This window comes from Paenibacillus sp. HGH0039 (assembly GCF_000411255.1).
In the GTDB taxonomy this organism is placed as follows: domain Bacteria; phylum Bacillota; class Bacilli; order Paenibacillales; family NBRC-103111; genus Paenibacillus_F.
In genome coordinates this window covers 713,007-725,298 of record NZ_KE150412.1, presented here as the reverse complement: position 1 = coordinate 725,298, position 12,292 = coordinate 713,007, and the positions used below count along the sequence as shown (strand labels likewise).

Sequence of the window (12,292 nt, the reverse complement as noted above, 5' to 3'; positions counted from 1 at the left end):
CCCGTTTAATGTTTCCGGCGCGCAACAAATTAACCGCCGTAAAACTTATTTGTTCCGGACAAAATAAACTATTCACACAATGTTAACGAGAATAGCCCTGTTGAGTCATATTAAAAAGGGCAGCCGCGTGTAAGAATAATGGAAGCGAAAGGAAAGGAGGCCTTGCCTTGCTAAAACCGATCAGCCGATTCCTGCTGGCCGTTCTTCTGGTGTTTGCCGTCACGGCTTGCTCGCCCGAACTTAAGGGACAGGACCCGGCCAAAGTCAAAGTCGATCTCGTCACCGAGCCTTCGCCGGTCAAAACTGGCGAGAAAGCGGTGGTTACGGCGCAGATTACGGGATTAACCACACAAGAGGGGGCGAGAGTCCAGCTCGACGTCCGCTTGGCGGACAACAGCGGGCTTCCGGAACTGCTGGATGCGAAAACAAGCGGGGACGGAAATTACTCGATAGAGAAAACGTTCGATCAGCCCGGCAAATATGCCATTTACGTGCATCTCTACCAGGGAGTGCTGCACATCACCAAGAAAAAGGTGCTTGACGTTTCATGAAGCTCCGTCTGATTCCCCTGTGGCTGTGCGTCTGTGCCGCGGCGGCCGCCGGGATATGGCTGCCTCACCAGCGGGCGGAAGCGGCGCCGGACGCGGGTGCGGCCCGGCCCGCCGCGCTGCAGCAGCTCATCGACCGTACGCCGTCCGGCGGCCTGCTCCGGCTCCCGGCAGGCTCCTACGAGGGCCCGGCCGTTATTGCCCGCCCCATCGTGATCGAGGGGCAGAGCGGCGCCGTCGTCAAGAACAAAGACGGCAGCGGAAAACCCGCTATCACCGTCCGGGCGGACGATGTTTCCCTGAAAGGCCTGCAAATCGAGCAGGACGGGGAGGGGGCGTCTTCCGACATGCCCGCGGTGCTGGTCCAGGGAAGCGGAGCTTGGCTTCATTCCCTGGATATCCGCACGGATGCTTTCGGCATTCTGCTGCGGGATACGGGGCATAACCGGATCGAGAATAATTCCGTCGTCCGGACCGGAAGCGGAGCGGCCAAGCTGTCCGAAAGACGCAATGGCATCGATCTTTTCAACGCGCACGATAACGTGATCTCGGGCAATCAAGTAAGCTCCATGAACGACGGCATTTATCTGGAAAGCAGCCATCGGAACAAGGTGGAAGCCAATTCCGTCGAACATTCCCGGTACGGGATTCACTGCATGTACACAAAGGGGACGGTCGTGCGCAACAACATCGGTATGTACAACGTCACGGGCGCCATGATCATGGGCGTCAAGGAAGCCGAGGTATCCGGCAATTCTTTTACGAAACAAAGCGAGAGCGTGAACTCGCAGGGACTGCTGTTCTTCGACGTACATAATTCGAAAGTAACCGGCAACAAAGTGGAGGGCAACCGGGTCGGCCTTTATGTCGAGCAATCGGGCTCCAACGATTTCGCTAACAACGACGTGCTGCAAAATTTCGTGGGCGTCCAGTTTCTGGAATCGGAAAATAACCGCTTCACCGGCAACCGCTTTATCGGCAACGTAATCGAGGCGGAAGCGAATGAGAGCGAGAGCAACGCATTCAGCGGCAACTTCTGGGAGGCGTTCCGCGGTCTGGACAGCGACGGGGACGGGAGCAGCGAGTTGTCGTATACGCTGAATCCTTTTTTTCAAAGATTGACGGGGGAGGTTCCCGCTTACCAGCTGTTTTTTCAGTCGCCGGGGATGCAGTTTCTCGAAAGTATGTACACCTCGGACCGTGAAGGCTGGACCAAGGACGTAGCGCCTATGATGAAGCCCGGAACGGGGCCGGAACAAAAGCCGTTAAGCGGAGCGGCGGGGAATACGACTCTAGTGTTCGGGCTTCTGCTGCTGCTGGCGTCGATCAGTACAATTTATTATGTGGGGGTTAGACGGATATGAAAAGAAAAGGTTTGTTTTTGCTGAGTGTTCTGCTGATTTTGACGGTTTTGTCCGCATGCGGGAAAGCGAATGATCAGGCGGAGCCCATCAACGAAGAAACGGATAAATGCGCGATCTGCAACATGCAGATCAAAGACGACGCGTTTGCCGTCCAGCTCAAAACGAAAGACGGGAAAACCTACAAATTCGACGATCTCGGCTGCATGAACGAATGGAAAGGGAAAAATGCGGCGAACCCCATCCAAGTCCAGTTTGTCCGGGATTACAACAACAAAGAGTGGATCAAGTATGAGGATGCGACTTACGTGTACGATCCTTCCTTCAAATCCCCGATGGCTTACGGCATCTATTCGTTTAAGGACAAAGCGGAAGCCCAGAAGTTCGCGGACAGCCAGAAAAAAGGCAAAGTGATGACGGCTGCCGATCTAGGCAAGCACACGTGGGAACAGAATAAAAGCATGATGAACATGGGCGGAAGCCATGACCACAGCGTTACGCCGGAAGCCGGCGGGGATAAGGACGCTCACGGCGGCAAAGCCGGCGACCAGGGAACGCACGGCAAATGAACGTGCTGACGATTGCGCTGCGCGAAGTGAAAGTCGGGTTTAGAAACCCGTGGGCCTATTCGTTTATGGCCCTCTTTTCTTTATTCAGCCTGTCCTTGCTTCTTATTAACGCTCAAAGCTTCGTACAGGGCTATTCAAGCTCTACCTCTTCCATGCTCAATCTGATCTTATATTTACTTCCGCTTATGACGCTTCTTCTGGGCTCGTTTTCGTTAACGGCGGAGAAGGAGGAAGGAAGCTGGCAGCTTCTTTCCACGTATCCGCTCGCTACCTTTGCGTTTATTGCCGGGAAATATACGGGTTTGACCGTGGTCATGCTGACCATCGTCGCTTTCGGGTACGGCCTGACGGGCGTAGTCGGGGCGTTGACCGGAAGAGGGCTGCAGCCGGCTACGCTCGGGTTGTTTTTCGCCTTTTCCACGGGGCTCGTTCTGCTGTTTCTTGCGATCGCGCTCGTGCTCGGCACGTTTGCCAGGAACCGCTGGCAGGCGCTGACCGCAGGTGTGGCGGTGTGGTTTTTCGCGGTGATCGGCTGGCCGACACTGCTGATTGCCGTTCTCGGCCAGCTTCCTTACGTCTGGATCAAAAGCGCGCTTGTGGTGCTCACGTTCTTGAACCCGGCAGAGCTTGTCCGGCTGTTTGTCGTCGTGAAGCTCGGCGGCGGCGCGGCGCTGGGGCCCGAATATTACGAGTGGGTCCGCTGGATCGGCCGTCCGGAAGGAACCCTGGTATTTATCGGCTTGTGCCTGGTCTGGATCGCCGTATGCGCGGGCTTGGCCAACTGGATCTGGGAAAGGGGGCGCTCCCGTGGCTGAGAATGTCCTGCAAGTGTCGGACTTGCACAAAAAAATCGGCAAGCAGCCGATTATCCACTCGGTCAACCTCCGGATAAGCAGGGGACAGGTGCTGGCCCTCTGCGGCGGGAACGGAGCGGGAAAAAGCACCATTCTGCGCATGATCGCCGGTATTACGCAGCCCACTTCGGGGGTTATCGAGGTGAACGGCCGCAAGTGGAAAGAAAATCGCACGGCGTACGCGCAGCAGATCGGATACATGCCGGACGATTATTTGTTCGGCCAAGGGTTGTCGGCGGAGGAAACACTTCAATTCTGGGCTTCGCTGCGAAAGGTTTCCAAAGCGAGAGTGCTGGAAGCCCTGGAGCTGGTCGGACTGGCCGATGTGAGGCGCAAGCCGGTCAGCTCCTTCTCCAAAGGCATGCGGCAGCGGCTGCTGTTCGCCCAGGCGCTGCTGGCCAAGCCGGCGCTGCTCATCATGGACGAACCGACCAACGGACTCGATCCTTACTGGATGGATTCGTTCGTTGAGCTTGTCCGCTACGCGAAGCGGGAAGGTCATGCCGTTCTGTTCTCCACGCACCAGCTTGGCGTGGCGGAGTCGGCCGCCGATCATGTCGTGTTCCTGAAAGAAGGGCGCATAGCCGAAGAGGGAACGGCCGAGTCTTTCCGGGAAGCGTACGGTCCTCAAGGGCTGCAGGCGGCCTTCTCCAAGCTGTTCGGCTATCGTACCGGCGGGGACGGCGGGATTTAGCGGGAGGTGGGAGATTTGACACATAAGCTGCGGCGAGGAGCCGTCCTGCTTATCGCAGGGCTGATCGCGGCGGCTCTGGCGTACACCCTGTACCATGCGGATTCAGAGGAGACTGCCGTTGCCGTCCGGGCCGGTGCGATGGCGCCGGATTTTACCGTTACCGGACTGGACGGCCGTTCCGTCGCGCTTTCCGACTACCGGGGCAAGGGCGTGATGCTTAATTTCTGGGCCTCCTGGTGCGGCCCCTGTACGCATGAGATGCCCCGTATGAACGAAGCATACCTGGAAGGAATTCCGGACGTGGAAATTGTTGCCGTCAACGTAGGCGAATCGAGAGGAACGGCGAACGAATTCGCCATGCAGGGAAACCTTGCATTTCCCGTCCTGCTCGATCCGAGCGGCGAGGCCGCCCGAAAATACCGGGTCGTCGGTCTTCCGGCCACCTTCCTGATTGATCCCGACGGCAAAATAGCGGCGGTTCGTCCGGGTGAGCTGACCAGCTCTGCGGAAGTAAAGAAGCTGCTGCAAAGCCTGAGCAGATGAATGAAGGTTGGCTTCGGGTTAAGCCGGAAGCCTGACCGTTCTTTGTACGGCCCTAATTAAAAAACTCCGGACCGCCGAAGGTCCGGAGTTTTTCGTTCATTCGCTTTATATCGCCGCTGTATACCGTCCGGCGGAGATGACCGGGGTATTCAGCATCAGAGTCAGAATCAGCATCCGCAGGCGGGATGCCGCCGCAGATTATCCAGCAGCTCCTCCGTCATTGGAATATCGAGGCTCCGGTAACCCATCAGCAGAGCTCCGGCTGCGGGGGAGAAGGCGGGCGGCTGCCAGCGGTAGGTTTTGCGGTTGCCGACGTTTAATTTTTCCGCAAGTTTTTGCTTGAAATAGGGGCTATTCACGACGCTTCCGGCAGCCGCCACGGAAACCGTCTCTCCGTTAAAACGGGAACCCAGAAGCTTGATGCCGACCGAAATCTGGTGAACCGCGCGGTCGCAGACCGTCCGGGCCAGCCGGCTCCCCCTCACAGCCTCTCCGGTGATCAGGGGAGCCAGTTCACCGAACTTTTTATTGCGCGCCTTGGTGTCGGGAATGAAGCCGGCGCACGCGAGCTCGGAGTAACTTTCCAGCGTTTCCAGGCCCCAGTGATCCAACATGCCGGTGATCAAATCCGCATCCGACTCGTCCAAATTGCCCGCAAGTGCCTCGTATGTGGCGTCATAGCCGAGAAAACGCGCCGCGCTTGCCGAGTAATGATGCAGATCGTAATTGCGGATGTGCCTGTTGTCGTCCGTTACGGCCAGAATGATCGATCCGGTCCCGGAAATAACCATAATCCCCGGTTCGGACAACAACGCGCCGCTGTGAGCGACAACAGCGTCGTTCACAAGCTGCCGGGGGCAGCTTAACCCTTCCACGTCGGTTAGCCCGCGAACCCAGGGAAGATCGGATTCGGAGTCGTATCCGGCCATTCCTGCGGTCAACGAGGCCGCTTGGTCCAATGTCCTGCCGGAAAGTGCAACCGCTTCCAGAATAGCGCCTTGGACATTTTCCCGCGCACGGTCGTCCTTGTGGATGGACGAGCCGCCTTTTTCCACGTAGGCCAGCACGTTACCGGCCAGATCCGCCGCAAGAACCCGGGTATGCGTGCCGCCGCCGTCCATTCCGAGAAGAAACGTTTTCGTCGTTAATTCGGTCATGTTAACCCCCTGCCGCTAATCATTCTTCAGAAGGATCATAACCCAGATTCCAGACCCTGGGAATATGCGCCTTATAAAATTTTTTTTCCAGGACGGACAAGACCTGCCGCACACCATGATTTCGGAGGGATTTTCTTGCCGAACATCCTTCTATCCCGGCTTCCGTCCTTGCAGGGATACTCCCGGGCCGATATACTGAAGTGTACGAGAAACAAGAACCTGGCGCCGGAACGACAAAAAGATGGATGTCTTGCACTGCGGGAAACGCAGCGAGATACATAGATAGGAAGATAGCCTTTGAAAACACTTGTGATTGCCGAAAAACCGGATATGGGCCGGACGATTGCCGCTGTCATCGAACCGAAAGCGGCGAACAAACGCACGTATATCGAAGGATCGGATTATATCATTACCTGGGCCATTGGACACCTTATAGAGCTTGCGGAACCCGATAAATACGATGAAAAATACAAGAAATGGCGTTTCGAGCATCTGCCGATTATTCCCGACGAATTCAAGCTGCTGCCGAATCCACGGACGAAAGATCAGCTCAAAGTGATCAAGGAAGTCGCCAAACAGTGCGACAAAATCGTCAACGCATGCGACGCGGGGCGGGAGGGCCAGCATATTTTCTCGCTCATTCAGCGTCACTTGAAATTGAAGCAGCCCGTCAAGCGTCTGTGGATCTCCGACTTGACCGCGGAAACGATCCGGAACGGCTTTCAGCAACTGAAGGACGGCTCCGATTTCGAAAACCTGACCAGAGCCGCACGGGCCCGGAGCGAAGCCGACTGGATCATCGGCATGAACGGCTCCCGGGCTTTTACGACCAAGCATAACGTGCTCTTATCCGTCGGGCGGGTTCAGACTCCCGTACTGGCGCTCATTTACGACCGCCAAAAGTTGATCGAAGATTTCTCCTCCTTGAAGTTTTACGAGGTGGAGGCGTTTTTCGCCCAGGAGCAGACGGATTACCGTGGATTGTGGCAGGGAGAGCGCATTACGGACCCGGCCAAGGCCGAGGGCATTGCGGCGAAAGTAAAAGGAAAACCGGCCCGCATCGCGTCTTACGAAGTCAAAGATACGAAGGAATATCCGTTCAAGCTGTATGATTTGACGCTCCTTCAGCGGGAATCCAATGCCAAGCTCGGTTTTTCGGCGAAAAAAACGCTGGACGTGGCCCAGGCGCTCTACGAGAAGCATAAAGTCATTTCGTATCCGAGAACGAACTCGAACTATGTGACGGAGCAGAATATCCCCGACATGCACAAAACGCTTTCGGCCCTCCAGGGAACGGCCTACGACGAGTGGGTCCGCCAGGCCAACCGGAATCTGGTCCACAAAAACAATAAAGCGATTTGCAACCCGGCCAAAGTGGAAGACCACCACGCGATCCTCCCGACCGGCAAACGGGCAAACGGACTGTCGGCCGATGAGCAGAAGGTGTACGATCTGATCGTGCGCCGGTTTTTGTCGCAGTTTTATCCGGCCGCCGAGTATAAGGTGCACACCGTTCTGACGGAAGTGGAGAAAGAAACGTTCAAGACGACCGTCAAGGAGCTGCTGCAGCTCGGATGGAAAGTGCTGTATCCCGAATCCAAGAAAGACGGCAAACGCGCAAAAACGAAGGACGACAAGGGAAAAGAAGAGGAAGAGGCCGAGGAAGAAGAAACGTCCGAGCCGTTTTCTCTGAACGCTTCTCTCGGCGCTCACTGCAGGGATGCGGCGGCCAAAGAGAAGGAGACCCAGCCGCCGAAAGCTTTTACGGAAGGCACGCTCCTGAAGGCGATGGAAAGCGCCGGCAAGCAGATTGAGGACGAAGAGCTGCGCGACGCGATGAAAGACTCCGGTCTCGGAACTCCGGCTACCCGCGCGGCGACCATCGAGCGCCTGAAGCATGTCGGCTACGTCACGATGCAGGGCAAGCGCATCACGCTGACGCCCAAAGGCCGGACGGCCGTAGAGCTGATCCGCGCGGCGGGCGTGGAACTGCTCACTTCGCCGGAGATGACGGGCCAGTGGGAGCGCCGGCTCAATGAAATTTCACGCGGACAAGCGTCCGATGAGACGTTTATGCGAAATGTCAAAAAATTCGCCACGCTCATCGTTGACAAAGTCCGCGTCCAGAACCGCGCGGCGAGAACCGCCTTCGAGGGCGACGAGCCCGCCGGGAAAGCGGGCGGACGGGCCGCGGCCGGCAAGACGCGCCGGAGCGCCAAAGCCTCCGGCACGGACGGCGCAGCCGCGGGAACGGCGCCCAAGGCGCGCGCAGCCGCAGGCAGCGCGGCCCGCGAAAGCGGAGCGCCGGCAAGCCGGGCGTCTTCGGCCCGGAGCGGTGCGGCCGGCGTCACAGCGGGACAGGCTTCCGGCCGGAGCACCCGCGGCGCATCGGCCGTCCAGGGAGCTCCGGCTGCAGCTAGACCGGCGGACGGGCCGCGCGTAGTCGGAGCTTGTCCTCGGCCCGGCTGCGGCGGAACCATTTTTATGGGTAAGAAAGGATATGGCTGTTCGCATTACAAGACCGGCTGCACTTTCGTCATCTGGAAGGAAAGCTTCGGACGGAGCCTGACGGATGCCCAGGTGAAAGCGCTGCTGGAAAAAGGCAAAACCGCCAAACTCAAACTGGCACGGCAGGGCGGAGAGGAAGTTTCGGCCCGGCTGGTTCTTGCAGATCCGTCTACCGGAAGACTGGAAACGGAAGAATAGGAAGGAGACATAAGCGATGACGATTTTGAAGAACGACTGGGCAGAGTTACTGTCGGAGGAATTCGAGAAACCATACTATCTGAAGCTGAGAGAGTTTTTGAAGCAGGAATACGCGGAGCGGACGATCTATCCGGAGATGCACGATATCTTTAACGCCCTGCACTATACGGCGTTCAAGGATGTGAAGGCGGTTATTTTGGGGCAGGACCCTTATCACGGCCCCGGTCAGGCGCACGGCTTGAGCTTTTCCGTCAAACCGGGCGTACCCGCCCCGCCTTCCCTTAAAAATATGTTCAAGGAAATGAAGGAAGACATCGGCTGTCCGGTCCCGAAAACGGGGTATTTGAAGCACTGGGCCGACCAGGGCGTGCTCCTTCTGAACACGGTGCTGACCGTAAGGGCCGGTGAAGCGAATTCCCACAAGGGGAAAGGGTGGGAGCTTTTTACGGATAAAGTTATCGAGACGCTGAACCGCAAAGAAACACCCGTTATTTTTATTTTGTGGGGCAGTCATGCGCAATCCAAAACGCAGCTGATCGACTTGAACCGGCACGGCGTCATCAAAGCTCCTCATCCGAGCCCGCTTTCCGCCCACCGGGGATTTTTCGGCAGCAAGCCTTATTCCAAAGCCAACGCATGGCTTCGGGAGCAGGGAATCGAGCCGATTGACTGGTGTCTGCCGGAATAAACGGGAACGGTTTGAAACGAGGGACTTTTAGATTTATTTGTAAATAAGGCAAATTTACCCGACAAATCATCATTCGAAAGCCGCGCGCATGCGCGGTTTTTTTGTTGCTTCCCAAGTGCCGCAGAGGCCTGATTGAGGGCCGATTTTTTTCTTGCGACAAATGACCAATGACACAAAACTAACCCCAGATACGGATGTTTTCATGCCGCTGAACAGCGGTTAACAAACATTTACGAAAATTAAGATGAAACCACTTTCTATGTATACACCCACTTCCAATCAAACGCAGCACTAAATACGAAATTAATTACTAGGAAGCAATCCGTGTTAAAATGAATCGCCGCGATGTTCGGTTTTTCAGCGCTCTTGAATACGACCATTGAATCCACCGCATTTGGTTTTGTAATTTTTTAAATCAAGATAAGATATTTCGCTAGTTCCAATCGTGTTATATGTGGAGGTGATGAGATGGAAAAGGATCCTTTACTGCGTACAGATAAAGAATTGGGCGAAATCTATATACGAAATGTAGATATGGTCTATAGACTCTGCTACATTTATTTGAAAAATGCCGCTGATGCAGAGGATGCGGTTCAATCTATATTTCTAAAACTAGTACAGCCCGATAAATCCTTTTCTGGCCGCGACCATGAAAGAGCATGGCTGATTGTTGCAACGAAAAACCATTGCAAGGATATTTTAAAAAGCTTTTGGAATACCCGCCATGTGCATTTAGAGGTTCTGCCAGAGCTGCCTTGCCGGGATGATCGTGCGCAATCGGGAGAAGTGCTTGAACAACTTCTATCGTTGCCGGATAAGTACAAAATCGTCTTATATCTCTACTACTTTGAGGATTACTCCGTCAAAGAAATTTCAAACTTGCTGGGACATAAAGAAAGCACCATCCAAACCCAATTGGCTACGGGACGTAAACGATTAAAATTTCATTTAGCGGGAGGGCAATATGAACAATCCTATTAATGACGTGTTTGACGCTTTAACGCCAACCGAAGGACAGAAAGCTAAAATGTGGAACGCGATTTCCGCGCAGAAAAATATACAGCCAATCAGAAGCCGCTCACCTATTCGGCGCAGACTGCTGGCATCCTTGACAGCGTGTTTTTTGATGGTTGTTGTATCTGCAACGGCATATGCGGCCACAGACGGTAAAGTTATTTCGATCATTAAAAATCAGATGAACAAAATTTTCTTCGCCAGTGGCAGTAGTATCATGCTTCAAATCAATGACGATGGCGGTTCTGTAGGTACTGACGGGATTAAAGGTGAGTGGTTGGTTAAGGAATCGTCGTTTGGACGGCTGGTCTTAACGGTAAATGGAGAAGACATGAATATTACGGATACCCTTTCGGAAAAGGGTTATTTCTATTACGATTACCGGGACGACGCTGGAATCTTGCATCGGGTTTATATTGTTAAAAATGCAGGCGGCACGAAGGATTATGCAGAACGTTGGTATTCTCAATACGAGTGGCTGCCAGAACTTGGAGTGGGCGGCGGCAGCAGGGGAACTAGTGGGCCTTTGTCGCGTGCTATTATGTTAGCCGAAGTCGGAGTTAAAGAAGGAACCGGTGATCTTGATACCATGCTGCAGCAAGAATTGGATAAATATTGGGCTAGGTAGGACGGCTAATCTTTGAAAGCTAAAATTGCTCTTCGAATGACCCATAATCAGTGTAAGTTCTTATAGCCTGACCATATTGATTTGACACAAAACCACCCTCACTTAATAAATTGATTGAGGGTGGTTTTGTGTCAAAAATTAAATAAAATACAATGGGATGATAATTGTGTCGACATAGAGGGTAGATTTGTGTCATTGGACAACAAATCCTTCAAATCCGCGTATATGTAAATATACGGTTAAATAAAAGGGCGAAGGCCATAAAGGGGTGAAGCATGATTAAAAAAATCGGGCTTGTTGTGCTGCTTGCGATTGCCGCTGGTGTCATTCTTTACAACTGGAACGAGTACAGGGAGAAAAGTATAGCGGATGTATTGCCGCTTCATGCCGGTGAATTGACTTGGATGGGTTTTAGCAAAAACCGGCCTACGCAAGATGATAAACTGTATGAATGGGGAACGAAAGACAAGGAACCGATGGAGGAACTACTTGCGTTTTTAAGCCAATATAGAGTGAAAAGAAAGCATCTCGGCTACGAAGCGTTGAGTCAAGAGGTAACTGCCTTGAGGAACTCCGAGTCCGCTTTCGAATTTGAACTCACGCGCGATAAAGCCGAAACGGTTTTGATTTACGCAAATCACAATACCGTTTATGTTTTGGTGGACCGCTTGTACGAAATTAAAAACGGGCCGATTAACAGGGAATGGATCGATGCTTTCAATGAAAAATACCGGAAGATTTACGGGAATTCTTAAGCCTTCGCATGAAGGTTTTTTTTGTCACGGATTGATCAGCCGTGATTTTTGGTTGACAAAAAATGAAAAGGAGTTTATCTTTGGTTTAAAGGTTTAAATGTTTAAACATATGAACTTAATTAAAGATCAGTTGGAGGTTTCTTCTTATGACAACACAGCCACCGTCACGCGTTTTAATCATTCAAGGACATCCCGACCGGGAGAGCTACTGCACCGCTTTGGCGGAATCGTACCGCAAGGGGGCAACCGCCGCCGGAGCGGAAATCCGCTTCGTTCAGATCAGCGATCTCGATTTCAATCCGAATCTGGCTTACGGGTACAGAAAGCGGACAGAGCTGGAGCCCGACCTGCTTGGAATCCAGGAGTCGATTCGCTGGGCTGACCACGTCGTGTTCGTGTATCCGACCTGGTGGTGGACCATGCCCGCTCTTCTCAAAGGGATGATTGACCGGGTATTTTTGCCGGGCTTCGCTTTTAAGTACAAGAGCAAGGACTCACTCATCTGGGAAAAATTGCTTAAGGGGAAGAGCGCCCGCCTTATTGTGACGATGGACACACCGGTATGGTATTATCAAACTATAGGCGGAATTCCCGGCCACAAGGCGATGAAGAAGGGGATCCTCGAATTCAGCGGATTTAAGCCGGTACGAGTAACAATGCTCGGATCGCTCAAATTATCTACGGCGGACAAGCGGAAATCTTGGCTGAACAAAGCCGAGAACCTCGGCCGCAAGCTGATCTAGGCGTCCTCCTCCGAGTCCCCTTCCGGCCGCAT

General features: G+C 53.8%; 13 protein-coding genes. 12 read left to right on the top strand and 1 reads right to left on the bottom strand.

What is annotated here, in order from left to right; translation table 11 throughout:
* Positions 1-167 precede the first annotated feature (167 nt).
* Genes HMPREF1207_RS02940 through HMPREF1207_RS02915 form a run of 6 tightly spaced genes read left to right on the top strand, consistent with a single transcriptional unit; the run spans position 168 to position 4,569 of the window.
* Positions 168-551: a FixH family protein gene (locus HMPREF1207_RS02940; protein WP_009672702.1), complete on the top strand. Its 384-nt coding sequence runs from the start codon at positions 168-170 to the stop codon at positions 549-551.
* Positions 548-1,912 carry a right-handed parallel beta-helix repeat-containing protein gene (locus tag HMPREF1207_RS02935; protein ID WP_009672789.1) on the top strand — a complete coding sequence of 455 codons (1,365 nt, stop codon included), beginning with the start codon at positions 548-550 and terminating at the stop codon, positions 1,910-1,912. Before HMPREF1207_RS02940 ends, HMPREF1207_RS02935 begins: the two co-directional genes overlap by 4 nt.
* A complete protein-coding gene (locus HMPREF1207_RS02930; protein WP_009672911.1) occupies positions 1,909-2,478 on the top strand; it encodes a nitrous oxide reductase accessory protein NosL in 570 nt (189 codons plus the stop codon). Before HMPREF1207_RS02935 ends, HMPREF1207_RS02930 begins: the two co-directional genes overlap by 4 nt.
* Positions 2,475-3,293 carry an ABC transporter permease gene (locus HMPREF1207_RS02925; protein WP_009672898.1) on the top strand — a complete coding sequence of 273 codons (819 nt, stop codon included), beginning with the start codon at positions 2,475-2,477 and terminating at the stop codon, positions 3,291-3,293. The genes HMPREF1207_RS02930 and HMPREF1207_RS02925 overlap by 4 nt, the downstream gene beginning before the upstream one ends.
* Positions 3,286-4,026, top strand: coding sequence for an ABC transporter ATP-binding protein (locus HMPREF1207_RS02920; protein WP_009672708.1), 741 nt, complete (start codon positions 3,286-3,288; stop codon positions 4,024-4,026). Before HMPREF1207_RS02925 ends, HMPREF1207_RS02920 begins: the two co-directional genes overlap by 8 nt.
* 15 nt (positions 4,027-4,041) lie before the next feature.
* On the top strand, positions 4,042-4,569 hold the full coding sequence (locus HMPREF1207_RS02915; protein WP_009672813.1) for a redoxin domain-containing protein: 528 nt from the start codon (positions 4,042-4,044) through the stop codon (positions 4,567-4,569).
* Positions 4,570-4,736: 167 nt separating this feature from the next.
* On the opposite strand, the gene HMPREF1207_RS02910 is transcribed toward HMPREF1207_RS02915, so the two are convergent.
* Positions 4,737-5,726 (bottom strand): BadF/BadG/BcrA/BcrD ATPase family protein, encoded by a 990-nt coding sequence (locus HMPREF1207_RS02910; protein ID WP_009672905.1) that lies wholly within the window; start codon positions 5,724-5,726, stop codon positions 4,737-4,739.
* 297 nt (positions 5,727-6,023) lie between these two features.
* Between HMPREF1207_RS02910 and HMPREF1207_RS02905 the strand changes: the two genes are divergently transcribed.
* From HMPREF1207_RS02905 to HMPREF1207_RS02880, 6 genes are all read left to right on the top strand, one after another.
* Positions 6,024-8,432, top strand: coding sequence for a type IA DNA topoisomerase (locus tag HMPREF1207_RS02905; protein WP_009672854.1), 2,409 nt, complete (start codon positions 6,024-6,026; stop codon positions 8,430-8,432).
* Positions 8,433-8,448: 16 nt separating this feature from the next.
* On the top strand, positions 8,449-9,120 hold the full coding sequence (locus HMPREF1207_RS02900; protein ID WP_009672735.1) for a uracil-DNA glycosylase: 672 nt from the start codon (positions 8,449-8,451) through the stop codon (positions 9,118-9,120).
* Positions 9,121-9,588: 468 nt separating this feature from the next.
* Positions 9,589-10,101, top strand: a complete 513-nt coding sequence (locus tag HMPREF1207_RS02895) for an RNA polymerase sigma factor (RefSeq protein ID WP_009672709.1) — start codon at positions 9,589-9,591, stop codon at positions 10,099-10,101.
* A complete protein-coding gene (locus HMPREF1207_RS02890; RefSeq protein WP_009672671.1) occupies positions 10,085-10,762 on the top strand; it encodes a hypothetical protein in 678 nt (225 codons plus the stop codon). Before HMPREF1207_RS02895 ends, HMPREF1207_RS02890 begins: the two co-directional genes overlap by 17 nt.
* Before the next feature lie 275 nt (positions 10,763-11,037).
* Complete coding sequence (locus tag HMPREF1207_RS02885) at positions 11,038-11,517, top strand: hypothetical protein (RefSeq protein WP_009672808.1); 480 nt, start codon at positions 11,038-11,040, stop codon at positions 11,515-11,517.
* Between the two features lie 146 nt (positions 11,518-11,663).
* Entirely contained in the window at positions 11,664-12,260 is a 597-nt protein-coding gene (locus HMPREF1207_RS02880; RefSeq protein ID WP_009672858.1) for an NAD(P)H-dependent oxidoreductase, read from the top strand.
* Positions 12,261-12,292 lie beyond the last annotated feature (32 nt).

Bases quoted from the DNA above. Each gene is read 5' to 3' on its own strand.
- HMPREF1207_RS02935 (WP_009672789.1), top strand. From the start codon at position 548: ATGAAGCTCCGTCTGATTCCCCTGTGGCTGTGCGTCTGTGCCGCGGCG.
- HMPREF1207_RS02930 (WP_009672911.1), top strand. From the start codon at position 1,909: ATGAAAAGAAAAGGTTTGTTTTTGCTGAGTGTTCTGCTGATTTTGACG.
- HMPREF1207_RS02925 (WP_009672898.1), top strand. From the start codon at position 2,475: ATGAACGTGCTGACGATTGCGCTGCGCGAAGTGAAAGTCGGGTTTAGA.
- HMPREF1207_RS02910 (WP_009672905.1), bottom strand. From the start codon at position 5,726: ATGACCGAATTAACGACGAAAACGTTTCTTCTCGGAATGGACGGCGGC.
- HMPREF1207_RS02900 (WP_009672735.1), top strand. From the start codon at position 8,449: ATGACGATTTTGAAGAACGACTGGGCAGAGTTACTGTCGGAGGAATTC.
- HMPREF1207_RS02895 (WP_009672709.1), top strand. From the start codon at position 9,589: ATGGAAAAGGATCCTTTACTGCGTACAGATAAAGAATTGGGCGAAATC.
- HMPREF1207_RS02890 (WP_009672671.1), top strand. From the start codon at position 10,085: ATGAACAATCCTATTAATGACGTGTTTGACGCTTTAACGCCAACCGAA.
- HMPREF1207_RS02885 (WP_009672808.1), top strand. From the start codon at position 11,038: ATGATTAAAAAAATCGGGCTTGTTGTGCTGCTTGCGATTGCCGCTGGT.
- HMPREF1207_RS02880 (WP_009672858.1), top strand. From the start codon at position 11,664: ATGACAACACAGCCACCGTCACGCGTTTTAATCATTCAAGGACATCCC.